Origin of the sequence: Aurantimonas sp. NFXS3, assembly GCF_049132005.1 — a bacterium.
GTDB lineage: Bacteria > Pseudomonadota > Alphaproteobacteria > Rhizobiales > Rhizobiaceae > Aurantimonas > Aurantimonas coralicida.
In genome coordinates this window covers 97,847-115,094 of record NZ_JAGDDZ010000007.1, presented here as the reverse complement: position 1 = coordinate 115,094, position 17,248 = coordinate 97,847, and the positions used below count along the sequence as shown (strand labels likewise).

Here is a 17,248-nt window from a genome sequence, read left to right as displayed (position 1 = left end):
CATGCCGCTCCTAAGCGGTGGAGACTCGCAGGCCCGGACAGGATCGCCGCGGAGGCAAGTTCTGCACACCGCCGAGCGGATCTCCAAGCGTCTGCGCTTAGAACAAGGCTCTGGCGGGGGCCTGACGGCGGTGGAGGACTATGTCCTGATAGCTTAGGGGCGGCTGCGCAAGACTTTCCGCACCCGCCGGGGCGATACATCTGAAGTCTCCTGCGGCTCGGTTGGGTAGAGATGTCTGGTCCCTATCGGGGCCAGACATCATCATGCCGGCAGACAATACCGATGTGGATTCAGGCGTCCCAGTCGGCCGCGGCCACAGCATCGGCACCGGCCGGAAGCTTCATCGGGCAGTTCGGATCAGTCGCGGCCCGCCATACGGCTTCTGCCACATCTATCGACCTGGTGACGGGACCGGAGTGCTGCCGCAACTGCTCAACGACCGCGTTCGTGTAGTCCGCATAGGGCTCGGGGAACCCGCCAGCCTCCTCGATACGTCCAAAAGCATTCTTTCCGAAGCTCGTCTCGGGCGCGAGACCCGGCAGCACGATGCGGACCGTAACGTCGAAGGGGGCCAGCTCCAGCGCGACGGATTCGGTGAAGGCGTTCACTGCCGCCTTGCTGGCCGTGTAAACGGACAGCAGTGGCAGCGGCTTCACCGTGACGGTCGAAGTCACGTTGACGATCGTGCCAGACCGACGCTCACGGAACTGCGGCAGCACAGCCTGCATGGTCCGCATGGTCCCGATCGTGTTGGTCTCGAAGATGTCCCGGGCAATGTCCATGGGCGTGCCTTCCAGGGCATTAAGCCAGCCGACCCCGGCATTGTTGACGAGAACGTCGATCGGGCCTGCCGCCTCGACCGCGCGCCGGACGCTCTCGTCGCACCGGACGTCGAGGGGGAGGATACGCAGATGTTCCGAGGCGGGGAGGACGCTCTCGTCGGGGGTGCGCATGGTGGCGACGACCTTCCAGCTCTGGCCGAGGAAGTAGCGGGCGATGTCGAGCCCGAAGCCGGACGAGCAGCCTGTGATGAGGACGGTGTTCATGATGTCTCCTTTGGTGCCTGTGCACGGGGAGACATGTGGACGTCGCAGGGCGGACCAGCTATCGCAGGTAGTCCTGTTGGCATTCGCGAGCGTCCTGAATTGATCGATCCCTTCGCCGAGGTGGTGGCTTTGCTGCGGCCGAGTCTGCCGTTCTCCAAGCAGGCCAGCGGCGCGGGGTCGTGGCGGATCGACGCGTCGGTGACGAAGGATCCGCTGTTCTGCGTGATCCTGGAGGGAGCCGTGCTCATAACCCTGGATGGGCAGCCGAGGCTCGAACTGAAGGAGAATGACTTCGTTCTTGTCCCCGCGGCCCGCGACTTCACGATGTGCAGCGTCGATGGAGGTCCGCCCAAGGGGCATTCGGTCCATACGATGCTCGACGGCGAGATGAGGCACGGCGATCCGTCGAATCCGACGGACGTCCGCATGCTGGCCGGCCGCCTTGCCTTCGGCTCGCCGGATGCCGGGCTGCTCCTGTCCCTGCTTCCGGAACTCATCCATGTGCGGGGGCTGAAGCGGATCGCGACCCTCGTGCAACTCGTCAGGGACGAAGCACAGGACGACCGTCCGGCCCGGGAGATGGTCCTGGCACGCCTGCTCGACGTCCTGCTCATCGAGGCGTTGCGGGCGGCGTCGGGCAATGCCGCGCCGCCGGGATTGCTCCGCGGACTGGCCGATGCCCGGCTGGGAAGCGCCATACGCTGCATCCACGCCGATCCGCGTCATGGCTGGACGGTGGAGCGATTGGCGAGGGAGGCGTCGATGTCGCGCTCTGTCTTCTTCGACAGGTTTCGAAGGGAGGTTGGAATGCCGCCGATGGAATACCTGCTGTCCTGGAGAATGGCGCTCGCGCGGAACATGCTGAGGCGCGGGGAGGGCGGCGTAAAAGCGGTCGCCGAGGCGGTGGGCTATGGATCCGCCAGCTCCTTCAGCGTCGCGTTCACCCGGTTTGTCGGTGTCCCGCCGATGCAGTTTGCTCGCCAGTCCGGCTCCGAGGCGGGCTAGGGCTGCCCGCCTGCGGCCGCTCTTGAGGCGCTATAGGCACGGGTTCAACGACGAAAAAGGTTGGAAGCGGAAGGTCCGCTGCCGGTTGGCAGATGACGGAAGCGAACTTCACGGTTCCGTACGCAGAGGTTCGCCTCAAGCAGAGTGATGCATGGCAGCCAGACGGGAGAGCCGTGGACGACTGAACCCGTCCATCGTCATCCACTGTGACAAGCTCAGCTGCAACCCTTCACCAGTCCCGGTGATGATCGTCGCATCCGAGTACGGGGAGGGGCTTCGCGGTCGCCTGGCACAGTCGAGGCTGCGGCGTTGCGGACGCCGTCGGGATGCCAGACCGCTATGATCGGCGCAGCACGTCCTGCCATTCCGGATGGCGGTCGATCTGCGCCCTGGCGAACGGACAGAGCGGGACGATGGCCACCCCGTCGCGACGAGCGTCCTCAATGGCCTGTCGCACCAGCCGCTCGCCGATCTTCTGGCCGCGCAAAACGGCCGGGACATCCGTGTGGTCGATAATGATCAGCGCCTTGCCAGCCCGGCTGTAGGTCATCTCGGCTTCAACCCCGTCGACGACGAGCAGGTAGCGACCCTTGGAGGCACCGTCCTCACGTTCTACCGTTTCGCCCGACGACTGGGCGATCGTCTCGGGCTGCGCGGCGTCCAGAGGTCGTACCTGGCGTGGACGTCCCTGCGTACATTCCAGCAGATCGCGGTCCCAGCCGCCCAGATCGGCCGCAGCCTCGTACGTCGAGACAAGAAACGCCATGAGTGCATCATCGGGATCGGACGCAGACTGAACGGCCTCGTAGGGCAGGACGAACTCCGACAAGCCGTCGTGCCAGAACGCGGCCGCGGGCTGGACCGTCGCGCCCCGGAAGCCATTCGGCGCCGGATAGGCGTAGGCGTAGAATGCGGGGTAGTCGAGGCCGCCACCGCCAGGCCAGAAGCCTGCCGACGACACCTCACGGTCGTAGGCCTCCCGCGCCACATCGTCTGGTAATGCAGGAACGCCACCCGGATGCACCGGCGCGCGTCGCCCGGAGAAGCGGGTGACGGCTAGGTCGAAACTGCCCCAGAACAAGTGAACGGGACTGGACTTGCCGAGGAAGCCGGTTCGGAACCGGTTGAAGACTCTATCAACAGCCACCGAGCCCGCGTGGAAGCGCTGAACGGCGTCCGGGTCATAGGGCCGGTCGCGATGATCCTCGGAAAACGGAATGGGGTAGGGCACCTCGTTCGGAATGTCGTTGAAGGTCGGCGTACCTCCCAGTTCGGACAACAACCGAACGAAATCGGCATGGAATGCCGCGACGGTGGACGGTCCAAGTGCAAAGGACGCCCTCTTGCCGTTGCCGGAGGTCCCGACGACCATGTGCTCGCGAAGATCGAAGAGGATCTCGATGCCCGGGCCATCGGGGATCGGCGAGGAGGCCAAGCCGAGTGGCGTGACATAGAAGGTCGCATGCCAGGAATGGTTGAGCCACGGGGTATGGGCAAGGCGATACTTGCCGGCGATCTGCAGATAGAGATGCAGGGCCGAACACGTCTCACGCCAGCCGAGATAGTCCAGTTGGGGCCACCTGTTGCTCATTGCGCTTCCTCCATTCAAACCATACCGGCACGCAACGCGCCGTCTCCGTCCGAACCACCCGGGTCCGTTCCTGTGCGGCGGCTTTCCTGCCACTGGTCAGCCGGGCAGGGGGATGTGCTCGTCCCGGTCATCGATCGGCAGATCGAAACGTCCGTTGCCCCAATCCTGTGCCCGCCATTCGGCCTTGGCTTGTTCAATCCGCTCCATGGAGGAAGCGACAAAATTCCACCAGATATAGCGCGGTCCGCCGAGCGTTGCGCCGCCCAGGATCATCAGCCGGGCACCCCGGCTGCCGGCCGCGACCGTGATCCTGTCGCCAGGCCTGAAGACCATCATCTGCGATGCCTCATAGTCCTGGCCGGCAACCGAGATCGAACCGTCGACGATGTAGATACCCCTGTCCTCGTGGTCGTCCGGCATCGGCAGTCGGCATCCGGCATCGAGCGTCACGTCGGCGTAGAAGGTCTGCGAGTACATCGTCGCGGGCGCCGTCTGGCCATAGGCGTTCCCGAGGATGAGCCGGACCGAGACGCCGGTGTCCTCGATCACCGGCAGCGCCTCCTTGCCGTGGTGCTCGAACAGCGGGTCCATGTCCTCGTGGCTGTCGGGCAGCGCCAGCCATGTCTGGATTCCGAACAGGCTGTTCGGGCCGGTTCGCGCGGCTGCGGAGGTGCGCTCCGAATGGGACACGCCGCGTCCGGCGACCATCCAGTTTAGCGCGCCCGGACGGATGATCTGGTCGGCGCCGGTGCTGTCCCGGTGATGGAAATCGCCGCGATACAGATAGGTGACGGTCCCGAGTCCGATATGGGGATGGGGCCGGACGTCAATGCCCTGCCCGGTCAGCAGCTCGGCGGGGCCGGCCTGGTCGAAGAAGATGAACGGCCCGACCATCTGCCGCTTTGGCGCCGGCAAGGCGCGCCGGACCTCGAAGCCGCCAAGGTCTCGGGCCCGGGGGACGATCAGGGTTTCGATCGCATCGATGCCGACGGCATCGGGGCACCCCGGTTCGACTGCTGGGTTCCAGCTCATCCGCGTCATCCTCGCTTGGGTCTCCAGACAACCTCGCTCATGGCAATGCGAATGCCTGGCTCAATTCGATCCACGCCAAACAAGCGGTGAGCGCTTTCGGCCGAACCAGAGCGCAATCTGACGGGCGAGCATGCGTCCAGCTAGTCCTGCGATGCACCAAGCTGTGTCGCAGCGAGCGGAACGCGCTGGCGACGTCGCTGCGGGCAATGGCGAAGTCGAGGTTCCTCGAACTCCTGCCGTCGGATCAGCCTTTGCATTGATCGTGTTCGGTCATCCCCCAACGGCGTGGGTTCATCTCGAAGCTCTTGATCAGCATCTCGGTGAGAGCCCGCACCTTTCGCGCGGGATGCTGACCTGGTGGGCGGATGACATACGCCCCGGCTGACGGAGGTGGGTAGCGTGTCAGGATCGGAACGAGGGCGCCAGAGGACACGTATTCATACGTGATGCAATCGGGGAGCCAGGCGATGCCGAGGCCTGCCGCAGCGGCCGCGGCAAGCGCCAAGGCGTTGTCGGCCTTGAACCTGCCCTGCGGCTGCACCGAGACGATCCTGTCGCCATCCATGAACTGCCAAGCTTCCGTTCCCTGCATGAGGGCCTGGTGATTTACGATCTCATCGATTGTCTCGGGCGAACCGTAGGCTTCGATGTAATCCGGGCTTGCGACGAGCTTTCCATAGATCGGCCCGACCCGCTTCGCGATCAGATTGGAGTCCTGAAGGTACCCCACCCGGATCGCGCAGTCGAAACCTTCGGTGATCAGATCCACGAAGCGGTCGCTGTAAACGGTATGGACGTTGAGTTGCGGGTGCTGTTTCGCCATGTCCGCAAGGACGGGGGAGAAGTGGCTCGGGCCGAAAGAGAGCGGCATGGCAACCCTGAGGCGGCCGCGCAGTTCGCCGTTGGGCAGGATCGTCTCCCTGGCCGCATCTATCTCGGCGCTGGCCCGGGCCGCATGGTCTCGGAACGTGGTTCCCGCTTCCGTGAGGGCAGCCCCTCGGGTCGTGCGCGCCAGCAGCTGGACGCCAAGCTCCGCCTCGACCCGAAAGAGCCGCCGACTGACGATCGATTTGGAGATGCCGAGCCGGCGTGCGGCGGCCGATACGCCCCCGGCATCGGCCACTGCGACGAATGTCTGGAGATCCTCGATGTCCAATTCGGCGTTCCTTCTTTCGCGACACAGCTTGGCTGAGTATGGCGCTATCGCATCACCCGGAAGAACAGCAAATTGCGTTCAGGCAATTCCGCCAGCCGGCGCATGTCGCCAGCGAACCCATCGCCGTCCCTGGCGGCAACCAAGGATATCGTGATGATCCTGCGTAACGGCCTCGATTCTCTACTTCGCCCCGAAAAATCTGTCCTTGTTCTGATTGACCACCAGCCCTACCAGCTCGCGAACCTGAACAGCCATGAACCGCAGATGGTGATCAACAATACTGCCGGGCTGGCAAAGGCCGCCAAGGCATTCGCCGTTCCCACGATTCTGACGTCCGTGCTTGCCGAGCGCGGCGGTCTGCTCTTTCCCCAGATCACTGAAGTGTTCCCGGGACAGGACGTGATCGACCGCACGCTCATCAACACCTGGGAGGACCGGACGGTGGTGGACGCGGTCAAGGCAACCGGCCGCAAACAGCTGATCATCGCCGGACTGTGGACCGAAGTGTGCGTCGCGATGCCGACGATCCAAGCCCTCGGCGAAGGCTGGGACGTGACGGTGATCACCGATGCATCCGGTGGCGTTTCGGTCGAAGCCCATCAGGTCGCCATCCAGCGCATGATCGCGGCCGGAGCGAACATGATGACATGGGTCGCGCTCGCTGCCGAATGGCAGCGTGACTGGGCCCGGGCCGATACTGCCAGCAAGATGACCGAGATCTTCGCGCAGCATGCCGGCGGGAGCGGCATCGCTTACTTGTGGGAACAGCAGCTGCTGAATACGCCGGTGCCGAGCGTCGCAGTCTGATCTCCGGCAGACGACAGAAGCCGTGCGACACCAAACGGAAGCCGGCCGTCGCACGAGCGTCGTGATGTCCCGCCGCGACAAAGTTTGGAAGCATCGCAGGTGGAAAGCCGCGATGCCGATACGTCGGCAGATTCGACCGGGGCCATTCACACAGGGTAGCGGAACGAAGACGATACCGAGGAGCAGAGGGGCCGTGTTCGCAACCGGGATTGCCATCCAAACTGGAAGGGCGCCCGCTTGACCGTCCCAGTATCTTCCTCAGCAGGCAAGAAAGATCGTTGCGTATCGCAGTAAGAATGTGGGGATACTGATGGGGATATTGCTGTCGTCCGGCTTTACGAAAGAAATGCTAGCCATGACCGATACCATGAAGGCAGTCGTTCTAAAGAAGTTTGGTGGCTACGACGCGTTCGAGATACGCGACGTTTCCGTACCCGTCGTCGGACCTCGGCAGGTCCGGGTCCGGGTCCATGCCACGGCCATCAATCCCCTGGACTATCAAATCCGCCGCGGCGTCTATGCGGACTATGTGCCCCTTCCCGCCATCATCGGTCACGACGTGTCCGGCGTCGTGGAGGAGAAGGGGGCGTCTGTGAACGAGTTCGACGTGGGTGACGAGGTCTACTACACGCCGAAGATCTTCGGCGGCCCCGGTTCGTACGCGGAACAGCACGTTGCCGATGTCGATCTGCTTGCCCACAAGCCGCGCAACCTCAACCATCTGGAGGCTGCCAGCCTGACGCTGGTTGGAGGAACTGTCTGGGAAGCTTTGGTAACCCGTGCCCAGCTGACCGTTCAGGAGACCATCCTGATTCACGGTGGTGCCGGCGGTGTAGGTACGGTGGCGATCCAGCTTGCTAAGGCGATTGGTGCGCGGATCATCACCACTGCGCGCCGCAGCAACCATGACTTCGTGCGTTCCCTGGGAGCCGACGAGGTCATCGACCACACGTCCGATGACTACGTCCCGGTCGTGGCTGATATGACGCGGGGGCACGGCGTCAACGTCGTCTTCGATACCATCGGCGGCGATACCTTGGCGAGAAGCGCGCTCGTCCTGGCGGACGCCGGACGGGTCGTCAGCATCGTAGATATCGCACAGCCACAGAACCTGATCGAGGCGTGGGGCAAGAATGCCGCATACCATTTCGTGTTCACGCGGCAGAACCGCGGCAAGCTCGACGCGCTGACAAACCTCGTCGAACGCGGCCTGATCAGACCGGTGATCGGAGCGGTGCTGCCTCTGGCTCGCGTTGGAGAAGCGCATGAATTGCTTGAAAGCGGGGGCGCGCGCGGGCTTCGCGGAAAGGTGGCGATCGATGTGGAGGGCCAGACCGTCGATCTCCCCACGCGGCGATAAACCCGCCTGTCGTTGCCATTTTCCAGATCGGGCGCAGCAAGCGCGTCGAACACCGGAGCGTGTCGTGGACCCCAGGTGCCAGCAGCGAGGTGTTGGTGGTCTCCAGGTGCAGATACACGAGGTTGCCATCCGGGCCAGCTAGGATCGCCGCCAAACCGTTCGCACCGTCATCCTGCAACCGGGATGCCATCGCGGCGAACAGCTCTGCTTTTCTCTAGGAATGCTCATACTTCAGTGCCCACGAAGCCGACCTTCTAGAAGGAGAACTCACATGGGCTTTGTCACGACCAGCGACGACGTACAGATCTTCTACAAGGACTGGGGGCCCAGGGAGGCCCAGCCCATCGTTTTTCACCATGGCTGGCCGCTCAGCGCCGACGACTGGGACGCGCAGATGCTGTTCTTCCTGTCGAAGGGCTACCGCGTCGTTGCGCATGACCGGCGGGGCCACGGACGCTCGGCGCAGGTCGCCGACGGACACGACATGGCCCATTACGCGGCCGATGCGTTCGCCGTCGCCGAGGCGCTGGACCTGCGGAATGCGGTCCACATCGGCCACTCCACCGGTGGCGGCGAAGTCGCGCGATATGTGGCGCGACACGGTGAACCTGCCGGGCGCGTGGCCAAGGCGGTCCTCGTCTCCGCCATTCCGCCGCTGATGCTGAAGACCGACGTCAACCCGGAAGGCGCACCGCTGGAGGTCTTCGACGACTTTCGGGCGGCCCTGGCCGGCAATCGCGCGCAGTTCTTTCGCGACGTCCCGTGCGGGCCGTTCTACGGCTTCAACCGGGATGGCGCGACGGTCCACGAAGGCGTGATCCAGAACTGGTGGCGGCAGGGCATGATGGGCAGCGCCAAGGCGCATTACGACGGCATCAAGGCCTTCTCGCAAACCGACCAGACCGAGGACCTAAAGGCGATGACCGTGCCGACGCTGGTGCTGCACGGCGAGGACGACCAGATCGTCCCGATCGCCGCTGCGGCCCTGAAGGCGGTCAAATTGCTGCCGAACGGCACGCTGAAGACCTATCCCCGCTTCTCCCACGGGATGCTGACAGTGAACGCTGACGTGCTGAACGCCGACCTTCTTTCGTTCGTCACCGGCTGAGCCGCAGCGGGACGAAATACCCGATCCTGTCCCGGTGCTCGGCGACGTTGCCCGGGAAGGTGTACGCGCGTCGGCGGAGCACAGGAGTTCCCTCGCGCACCACCGCAGCGGCGAGGGGACGCATCGACGCCGTTGATCCCGAACGCTGTCGATTGCTGTTCAAGCCGCGCAGACGTCCGGCGCTCCTGCGTCATCCGGCTTGCCGGGCCACGACTGCATGAACTGCCGGACGACCGTCCTGAGCTGCTCTGGTCCGGCGCCGCCATTGGCCTGCACCACGAGGCCGTTGGCGACGGTGATCACATAGCGGCCGAGGCTGTCGGTGTCGGTATCGACCGGGAGGTCGCCGTCAGCCTTCCAGCGCTCCAGCCGTTCGCACAGCCGCTTCAGATTCGACATCCGGCGCGACTGCAGATCGTCCTTCACGGAATCACCGTCCGGGCTGCAGACGAGCGCTCCCTGCACCATCAGGCAGCCGCTGGGCGTACCGTCGGGCGCTTCCGCTCCGGTAAACAGCATAAGGAAGCCTTCGATGGCGCGCCGGGACGAGGGTTGGTCGAGGATCGTATCCAAGTATGCGATCCGCCGTTCGGCGTAGCGATCGACCGCCTTTCGGAACAGCTCTTCCTTGTTGCCGAAGGCCGCATAGAGGCTGGGCTTGGTGATGCCCATCGCGTCGATTAGTTCGGCCAGCGACGTGCCCTCGTAGCCCTGTCGCCAGAACAGGAGGATCGCCTTGTCCAGAGCCTCGTCGACATCGAACTCCCTGGGACGGCCCCTGGCCATTTCATATCCTCCCGATCTGCAGGTTTCCTTGCCTTCATATAGGAAACCCTGCGCCGTCCTCAAAGCGTCAGGCCAAGCTTGTCATCGCTGGGCGACCGGCGCCGCATCGGCATCTGTCGCATCGGCTCGCGTCAGCGGCCGGAAACCTGCCAGAGCGCGCACCAGCACGTAGAACACCGGCGTTAGAAAGATCCCGAAGACCGTGACGCCCAGCATGCCCGCGAACACAGCGACGCCCATGGCCGCGCGCATCTCGGCGCCCGGGCCGGTGGAAAGCACCAGGGGCACCACACCCATGATGAAAGCGATCGAAGTCATCAGAATGGGACGCAGCCGCAGCCGGCTCGCCTCCACTGCCGCCTGGCGGGTCGCCATGCCAGAAATCTCCAGATCGCGGGCGAACTCAACGATCAGAATGGCATTCTTGGCGGACAGGCCGACCAGGACGATGAAGCCGATCTGCGTGAAGATGTTATTGTCGCCCTGCTCGAGCCAGACGCCGACCAGCGCAGCGAGAATGCCCGTCGGCACGATCATGATGATCGCGATGGGCAGGGTCAGGCTCTCGTACTGAGCCGCCAGGACCAGGAAAACCAGGAGCAGGGCCAGCGGAAAGACGATCAGGCCCGAATTGCCGGCAATGATCTGCTGGTAGGTCAGGTCCGTCCACTCGAAGCCGAAGCCGTTGGGCAGTGTCTTGGCCGCGACGCGCTCGACCGCGGCCTGCGCTTCGCCGGACGAATAGCCGGGGGCAGGGCCGCCATTGATATCTGCGGCGAGGAACCCGTTGTAACGGCTCACCAGTTCAGGCCCGGCCGACGGCTTCACGGTCATCAGCGCCGACAGCGGCACCATGGCGCCGTTCGACGAGCGCACCTTCAAACGGGCGATATCGTCGGATTGGCTGCGAGCGCCGGCATCGGCCTGGACGCGCACCGAGTAGGTGCGGCCGAAGGCGTTGAAATCGTTCACGTACAGCGATCCGAGATAGATCTGCAGCGTGTCGAAGACGTCCGTCACCGAGACGCCGAGCTGATGCGCCTTGGTCCGGTCGAGATCGGCGAAGAGCTGCGGAACGGTGATACGATAGCTGGAGAACATGCCGGCGAGCTCGGGCGTCGCCCGAGCCTCGGCCAGGAAGTCGTTCGTCGCCTGGCTCAGCGCCTCGTAGCCGCGGCCGGCGCGGTCCTGAAGCTGCAGCTTGAAGCCGCCGATGGTGCCGAGGCCCTGCACCGGCGGCGGTGGGAACATGGCGATCGTCGCCTCCCGAAGGGCGGCGTATTTCTGGTTGAGCGAGCCCGCAATGGCACCTCCCGGCAGGCCTTCACGGTCCTCGAAGGGCGCTTCGGTGACGAAGACGACGCCGGCGCTGGGGCTGTTGGTGAAGCCATTGATCGACAGACCCGGGAAGGCGACGGTGCTGCTGGCGCCTGGCTCGTCGAGGGCAATGTCGCTCATCTCGCGGATGACTGTCTCTGTCCGGTCGAGGCTGGCGCCATCGGGCAACTGGGCGAAGCCGACGAGGTAGCCCTTGTCCTGCGCCGGCACGAAGCCGCCGGGCACCTGGTTGAACATGAACGCGGTCGCCCCGACGAGGACGAGGTAGACGCCCATCACGATCGACTTTCTCGACAGCAATCGTCCGACGGAGTTGCCATAAGCGCGTGAGCCGAAACCGAAGGCGCGGTTGAAACCGCGGAAGAACCACCCGAAGACGCCGTCCATGGCTCGCGTCAGGGGATCCTTCGGGGCGTCGTGTCCTTTCAGCAGAAGGGCCGCGAGTGCCGGCGACAGGGTCAGCGAATTGATCGCGGAGATCACGGTCGAGATCGCGATCGTGACGGCGAACTGTCGGTAGAATTGCCCCGTGAGACCGGAAATGAAGGCCAGTGGAACGAAGACAGCGACAAGGACCAGAGCGATCGCGATGATCGGGCCGGAGACCTCGCGCATCGCCTTGTAGGTCGCCGCGCGGGGCGCGAGGCCCTCTTCGATGTTGCGCTCGACATTCTCGACGACGACGATTGCGTCGTCGACGACGATGCCGATCGCCAGCACCAGGCCGAACAGGCTGAGCGCGTTGATCGAGAAACCGAGCAGGTAGAGCGCGCCGAACGTGCCGATGATCGATACCGGGACGGCGATCAGCGGGATGATCGAGGCACGCCACGTCTGCAGGAAGACGATGACCACCAGCACGACGAGCACGACGGCTTCGAGCAGCGTGTGCACGACGGCCTCGATCGATGCGCGCACGAACTGGGTCGTGTCGTAGACGATCTCGTACTCGACGCCTTGCGGCATGTTGGCCTGCAGCTCGTCCATCGTCGCGCGGATGGCGTCGGAGACTGCGATCGCGTTGGAGCCAGGCGACTGGAAGATCGGCAGGGCGACGGCCGGCTCGCTGCTGAGGAGGGAGCGCAGCGAATAGCTGGAGACGCCGAGTTCGACCCGGGCGACGTCGCGCAGGCGGACGACGGCGCCGTTCGGGGCGGTCTTGATGATGATGTCGCCGAAGGCCTCGGGCGTGTTCAGCCGGCCCTGCGCGTTCACGGACAGCTGCAGCTCGATGTTGCCGCTGGTCGGCGGTGCGCCGATCTGGCCGGCGGCGGCCTGGACGTTCTGCTGGCGGATCGCGGCGACCACGTCGTTCGCCGACAGGCCCTCCTCGGCGACCTTCTGCGGGTCGAGCCAGACACGCATGGCATAGTCGCCCGAACCGAACACCTGGACGTCGCCGACTCCCGCGATCTGCGCCAGCCTGTCCTTGACGTTGATGACGGCGTAGTTGCGCAGATACTTGATGTCGTAGCGGCCATCCGGCGAGACCAGATGCACCACCATCATCAGGTCCGGGGAGCTCTTGGTCGTGGTGATGCCGAGCGCGCGGACCTCTTCCGGCAGCCGGGGTTCCGCCTGGCTGACGCGGTTCTGGACGAGCTGCTGGGCCCGGTCGGGATCGGTGCCGAGCTGAAACGTGACGGTCAGGGTGAGGGCGCCGTCCGCGGTCGCCTGGCTGGACATGTAGAGCATGCCCTCGACGCCGTTGATCTCCTCCTCGATCGGCGTTGCGACGGTCTCCGCGATAACCTTCGGATTGGCACCGGGATATTGCGCCCGGACCACGACCGAGGGCGGTACCACCTCGGGATATTCGGAGATCGGCAGGGCCTGCATGCCGAGCAGGCCGCCGAGCAGGATGAGAACCGACAACACGCCTGCAAAGACCGGGCGATCAATGAAGAAGTTCGAGATGTTCATGTGGGGCTCTCCGTCTGACGGCGAGGGCGTTTCATCAGCACGCCCGGCGCCCGGCAAAGCGGGGAGGCACGGCGGCCGGCGGATCTTGAAGGCACTGGTCGACGGGCGGCCCGGCTACGGGGGAAGAGCCGGGCCGCCCTCGACCGTCACGACTTATTCGGCAGAGGCGAGCGTGACGGGTTGGGGATCGACGAGCGTGCCCGGGGTCAGGGACTGGATTCCCTCGGCGACGATCTGCTCGCCGGGCTTCAGGCCATCTTCGACCACCCGCAGCCCATCCACCGAGGCACCCAGCCGGATGGTCCGGTACTCGACCGTCCTGTCCTTGCCGACGACCAGGACATATTTGCGGTCCTGGTCGGTGCCCACGGTGCGCTCGCTGATCAGCAGCCTGTCCTGCGGCCAGGGTTGCCCGAGCCGGATCCGCACGAATTCGCCGGGGATCAGCGATCCCTTCGGATTGTCGAGCGTGGCCCTGATCCGCAAGGTGCCGCTCTGCGGATCGACCTCGTTGCCGATGAGCTGCACATGACCGCGCACGGCTGCCTGCGCGCCCTCGGAATCGAACCGCTGCACCTCGACGGGGATGTCGCCATAGGCGGGAAGCGCGCCGTCCTGGTCGGGCAGAGCGGAGAGGATCTCGGCGACATCGCCGGCATTCACGTCAAAACCGGCGTAGATCGGATCGACCGAGACCACAGTCGTCAGAACGGCGGAGGAGAGACCCGCCGCCACCAGATTGCCTGCAGTCACCGCGATCTGGCCGATCCGGCCATCGATCGGCGACCGGACCTCGGTGTAGCCGAGGTCGAGTTCGGCGGTTCTCAGGGCGGCCTTTGCCGCATCGGCGTTGGCGACCGCCTGGGTCAAGGTGCTGGAACGCTGGTCAAGCGTGCTCTGCGAGACGGCGCGAGAGGTCACCAGTGACTTGGCGCGGCCGACTTCCAGCGCTGCCAGATTCACCTGCGCCTCGGCCGCCTCGACATCGGCACGAGCCCTGGCAACGGCGGCCTGGTAGGGCGCCTGGTCGATCGTCGCAATGAGATCGCCCGTCTTCACCAGCGCGCCCTCGCGAAAATGAAACGACTGGATCGCGCCGCCGACGCGGGGCCTGATCTCGACCCGGTCGACCGCTCCCAGCCGTCCGGAATACTCCTTCCAGAGCGTCACGGATCGCGGTGTCACCTCCTGGACGGAAACCTTCACCGCGGCGGTGGCTGCCGATTCACCGGCCGCCGCGCGACCTGTTTCGTTCATCGCCGCGGTCGTCGCGCCCATTGCGATGGCGACCACCAGGCCCGAGCTCCAGAGGAGCCGCCGAAAGACTGTCCGTGTCATTGGAACCTCTTGCGAAGGATTTTGAGATGAGGTGCGGTCCGGCGATCTCTTGCCTGACCGTCTGCTTTCGATGGGAACGCGGGGCAGTACGTCGACTTTTGCGTCACGCTCATCGCGGCGACGGACCGCCGGAGAATCGCATTGCGTAAGGGCAGGGCGCCTGGACGGCTGAACCTGCCGGGCGCGGACACGTGCGCGCGCTCATGGCGAAAACCGGCCCTCAGGCTGGTAGGTCAGAAGCCGCCAGCGCGGGTCGGGCGCAGGACGCTCGCCCGGGCAGCCTCTTCGGCTCGCTTGCGCGCGTATTCGGAGCCCGGAATGTTGGCCGATGACGGACCGGCGACCGGATAGCCGTAGGTCGAATTGCGCGTTGTCGGCCGGGTAACGGCATCGGGATATCCGGCGGCAATCCGTTCGCGCTCGGCAAAACCGTTGGCGCGGCTGGTCGCGTCGGAACCCGGCACGTATTGCGCGGAAGCCAGGGTCGTGCCGAACAGAACGAGCGCGACAGCACTGGTGGCGAGAAGACGGGTCATGATCTTGCCCTTTGTGACAGGCGCTGCGCCAGACCCCCAGATCAACGGAAGAGGCTGCGAGCGTCCGGATCGGTGCGATATGTACCGATTGGTAGCGATCAGATAGATGGACCCCTTGACCGGTTCAAGGACTTCAGTACCGATCGGAATAAAAAACTTTTTTGGCGTCCGCTTTGCCGCTGACGCTCGCCGTCAAGCACGAGGTTCGGTCGCTGGCGACCCGGATCGACGCTGCGTGATTGCCTTGCCCGTAGCCATCGCGGGAACCGCAAGGTTTTGGCTGCCGATGGCCGTCGGCATTACCGCGACGTTCTGTAGCGTCAGCCGGCGGACCGTGCGATGCGCACCTCATCATCCTGACCCGCTGCCGCTCGGCGTGGGCTTGAGCCTTAAGGGAATCTCCAGAGGGCCGAACGTACGCCATGCTGATGAACGGCAGCCACGCTACGTAGGAGCACCCGAGCGTTAATGCTTGCTGAGACTGTCGAATTGCTAAGCCATCAGATGATTTCCCGGTGGCCTCGCATAAGCGCGGGCTCCGAGGCAGATGCTCAGCGGCAGGCACCAAGGCGCACGTAGGAGACGCAATTCCTCCCCCACGACAGATTACTTTTGGTCATGCACGCCGATCGGGACGCTAAAACCACGAGCAGGTCGGCGCCGAGCGGGTAAGGCGGCCAATACCGCTCACGGCCATCCGCGTAGTCGATACGTTAGCGGGCCTCCAGCAAAGAGGCTTCAAAGCCGCTAAGGTCGCCAAAGCTACATGGCAAATTGCTTGGGCGATGCTCCGCGCATGAGGCATTTCGCAATCCATCAGGGTCCCTTGGCGGATCGCGCCGCCAGGATGTGTTCGAGATCCTTCAGCGCGGCAGCGCTCGTGGCAAGGGGCTCGGTTCCGGAGCCGATGGCAACCGTCTCACCCATCGCATCGGTGATAATCCGGACCGCCTTGTTCTTCCCCCGCACCAGCGCCAGAGGATCGGCTGGCGAATAGGTCCTGATGCCGACCTCGGCACGCACCCCACCACTCTCGCGAACGAGGCTACCGATAAGCTTCGGTACGAGGTTTTCCGTCCGCAACGCGGCAATCTGCTCTCCTGTCACCGACTGGATCCCCTGGACCACAAGGTCGTCCATCGTAAGGTCCAAGCCGAGGCCGAAATTGGCGAGGATCAGGAGCTTGCTGGCAGTATCCCATCCTTCCGTGTCGTTGCGTGGATCGCTTTCCGCGAACCCGCCTGCCTGGGCCTCCTGCAACGCTTCGTCGAATCCGATCCCCCGCGCGGTCATCGCGTCGAGAAGATAGTTGGTTGTGGCGTTCAGGATACCTTCCAACCGCAGCACGGTTCCGCCCAGGAGACTGTGCTCTACGAGGTCGATCGTCGGGAGAGCGCCGGCAGTCGCGCCGCTGATCTTCAGGTTTGCGCCCGAAATTCGTGTGAGGTCGCGCAACTCCCGCCCGCTGTGAACGAGCGCGCCCTTCGAAACAACGATCGCATCGCGACCGTCGGCCAGGGCAGAGCGGATATAGTCCAAGCCCGGACGACCCGTGCGAAAGTCGCTGGGGCCGGCCTCTATCAGAATGTCCGCGCCGCTCGCTGTCATGAACTCCGGTCCAGACAGACCCGGCTCCAAAGTGTCCAACTGCCCCGGCTCGATTCCCCGCGGGTCGCAAAGTCCGGATCGGGAGCCACAGACGGCAACTAGGCGAACCTCGGTCCGGTAGAGCCGGAGATAGCGCGCGCTGCGCGACAAGAGTAGCATTGCGGTGGCCCGACCGACCCCGCCTACGCCAGCGATGGCAACCTTCGCGACGCGCATGGCTTCGATCCCTTTCAAGCTAACTGGCCAACTGCAGGCTCTCGATCAACGCGACATCTGAAGCCTGCCGTCCAATTCCGTCCTTGCTCAAAATCCAAAAAAGCAAACGTGGCGAGCGATGCATAGCTGGGCGGCTTGGTCGCTGATACTAGCGGTCCACGAACTCCGGATCGAACGCTGGGTAAAGCGCCCGATCGGTGTCTTTCCTGATGGGCGCGGCCAGCACCGCGTTGTGGTCCGCCAGCTCATCTAAGTAGGCAAAGAAGGTCGCGGACGAAGACTGAGGGCATGTTTCATCCAACGATGCTCTGGAAACCGCCTTCGGGATTGGCGAGGCGCTGGCTCGACCCACCGACGCGCCCCAATCGTGCCGGTAGCAGATAGCTCAGTAATGAACT

Annotated in this window: 13 protein-coding genes; 4 read left to right on the top strand and 9 right to left on the bottom strand. The window is 64.4% G+C overall.

The genetic code is table 11. The features are described 5' to 3' along the window. Nucleotides 1-290 precede the first annotated feature (290 nt). On the bottom strand, nt 291-1,046 hold the full coding sequence (locus tag J3367_RS18595) for an SDR family oxidoreductase (RefSeq protein WP_421462075.1): 756 nt from the start codon (nt 1,044-1,046) through the stop codon (nt 291-293). A gap of 99 nt (nt 1,047-1,145) precedes the next feature. On the opposite strand from J3367_RS18595, the gene J3367_RS18590 reads away from it, so the two are divergent. Further along, nucleotides 1,146-2,051: an AraC family transcriptional regulator gene (locus J3367_RS18590; protein ID WP_228242243.1), complete on the top strand. Its 906-nt coding sequence runs from the start codon at nt 1,146-1,148 to the stop codon at nt 2,049-2,051. Nucleotides 2,052-2,388: 337 nt separating this feature from the next. Here J3367_RS18590 and J3367_RS18585 read toward each other — a convergent pair whose 3' ends face one another. The 3 genes from J3367_RS18585 to J3367_RS18575 all read right to left on the bottom strand — a co-directional run bounded on the left by J3367_RS18585 (nt 2,389) and on the right by J3367_RS18575 (nt 5,830). Further along, nucleotides 2,389-3,642, bottom strand: coding sequence for a DUF5996 family protein (locus J3367_RS18585; RefSeq protein WP_421462073.1), 1,254 nt, complete (start codon nt 3,640-3,642; stop codon nt 2,389-2,391). A 96-nt stretch (nt 3,643-3,738) separates the two neighbouring features. Continuing rightward, nucleotides 3,739-4,674 carry a pirin family protein gene (locus J3367_RS18580; RefSeq protein WP_421462072.1) on the bottom strand — a complete coding sequence of 312 codons (936 nt, stop codon included), beginning with the start codon at nt 4,672-4,674 and terminating at the stop codon, nt 3,739-3,741. A 244-nt stretch (nt 4,675-4,918) separates the two neighbouring features. Further along, nucleotides 4,919-5,830, bottom strand: coding sequence for a LysR family transcriptional regulator (locus J3367_RS18575; RefSeq protein WP_228241719.1), 912 nt, complete (start codon nt 5,828-5,830; stop codon nt 4,919-4,921). A 153-nt stretch (nt 5,831-5,983) separates the two neighbouring features. Between J3367_RS18575 and J3367_RS18570 the strand changes: the two genes are divergently transcribed. From J3367_RS18570 to J3367_RS18560, 3 genes are all read left to right on the top strand, one after another. Further along, nucleotides 5,984-6,637: a hydrolase gene (locus J3367_RS18570; RefSeq protein ID WP_228241718.1), complete on the top strand. Its 654-nt coding sequence runs from the start codon at nt 5,984-5,986 to the stop codon at nt 6,635-6,637. 355 nt (nt 6,638-6,992) lie between these two features. Next, nucleotides 6,993-7,997 (top strand): zinc-dependent alcohol dehydrogenase family protein, encoded by a 1,005-nt coding sequence (locus tag J3367_RS18565; protein ID WP_228241717.1) that lies wholly within the window; start codon nt 6,993-6,995, stop codon nt 7,995-7,997. Between the two features lie 271 nt (nt 7,998-8,268). Continuing rightward, on the top strand, nt 8,269-9,105 hold the full coding sequence (locus tag J3367_RS18560) for an alpha/beta fold hydrolase (protein WP_228241716.1): 837 nt from the start codon (nt 8,269-8,271) through the stop codon (nt 9,103-9,105). Between the two features lie 159 nt (nt 9,106-9,264). Here J3367_RS18560 and J3367_RS18555 read toward each other — a convergent pair whose 3' ends face one another. The 5 genes from J3367_RS18555 to J3367_RS18535 form a co-directional block, all read right to left on the bottom strand. Then, nucleotides 9,265-9,891 (bottom strand): TetR/AcrR family transcriptional regulator, encoded by a 627-nt coding sequence (locus J3367_RS18555; RefSeq protein ID WP_228241715.1) that lies wholly within the window; start codon nt 9,889-9,891, stop codon nt 9,265-9,267. An 81-nt stretch (nt 9,892-9,972) separates the two neighbouring features. Next, nucleotides 9,973-13,152, bottom strand: coding sequence for an efflux RND transporter permease subunit (locus J3367_RS18550; protein ID WP_421462070.1), 3,180 nt, complete (start codon nt 13,150-13,152; stop codon nt 9,973-9,975). A gap of 153 nt (nt 13,153-13,305) precedes the next feature. Next, complete coding sequence (locus J3367_RS18545) at nt 13,306-14,490, bottom strand: efflux RND transporter periplasmic adaptor subunit (protein WP_421462068.1); 1,185 nt, start codon at nt 14,488-14,490, stop codon at nt 13,306-13,308. A gap of 233 nt (nt 14,491-14,723) precedes the next feature. Beyond that, on the bottom strand, nt 14,724-15,026 hold the full coding sequence (locus J3367_RS18540; protein ID WP_421462066.1) for a hypothetical protein: 303 nt from the start codon (nt 15,024-15,026) through the stop codon (nt 14,724-14,726). An 816-nt stretch (nt 15,027-15,842) separates the two neighbouring features. Continuing rightward, nucleotides 15,843-16,850: a homoserine dehydrogenase gene (locus J3367_RS18535; protein WP_421462064.1), complete on the bottom strand. Its 1,008-nt coding sequence runs from the start codon at nt 16,848-16,850 to the stop codon at nt 15,843-15,845. Between the last annotated feature and the right edge of the window lie 398 nt (nt 16,851-17,248).

Bases quoted from the DNA above. Each gene is read 5' to 3' on its own strand.
- J3367_RS18595 (WP_421462075.1), bottom strand. From the start codon at position 1,046: ATGAACACCGTCCTCATCACAGGCTGCTCGTCCGGCTTCGGGCTCGAC.
- J3367_RS18585 (WP_421462073.1), bottom strand. From the start codon at position 3,642: ATGAGCAACAGGTGGCCCCAACTGGACTATCTCGGCTGGCGTGAGACG.
- J3367_RS18580 (WP_421462072.1), bottom strand. From the start codon at position 4,674: ATGAGCTGGAACCCAGCAGTCGAACCGGGGTGCCCCGATGCCGTCGGC.
- J3367_RS18570 (WP_228241718.1), top strand. From the start codon at position 5,984: ATGATCCTGCGTAACGGCCTCGATTCTCTACTTCGCCCCGAAAAATCT.
- J3367_RS18565 (WP_228241717.1), top strand. From the start codon at position 6,993: ATGACCGATACCATGAAGGCAGTCGTTCTAAAGAAGTTTGGTGGCTAC.
- J3367_RS18560 (WP_228241716.1), top strand. From the start codon at position 8,269: ATGGGCTTTGTCACGACCAGCGACGACGTACAGATCTTCTACAAGGAC.
- J3367_RS18555 (WP_228241715.1), bottom strand. From the start codon at position 9,891: ATGGCCAGGGGCCGTCCCAGGGAGTTCGATGTCGACGAGGCTCTGGAC.
- J3367_RS18550 (WP_421462070.1), bottom strand. From the start codon at position 13,152: ATGAACATCTCGAACTTCTTCATTGATCGCCCGGTCTTTGCAGGCGTG.
- J3367_RS18545 (WP_421462068.1), bottom strand. From the start codon at position 14,490: ATGACACGGACAGTCTTTCGGCGGCTCCTCTGGAGCTCGGGCCTGGTG.
- J3367_RS18540 (WP_421462066.1), bottom strand. From the start codon at position 15,026: ATGACCCGTCTTCTCGCCACCAGTGCTGTCGCGCTCGTTCTGTTCGGC.
- J3367_RS18535 (WP_421462064.1), bottom strand. From the start codon at position 16,850: ATGCGCGTCGCGAAGGTTGCCATCGCTGGCGTAGGCGGGGTCGGTCGG.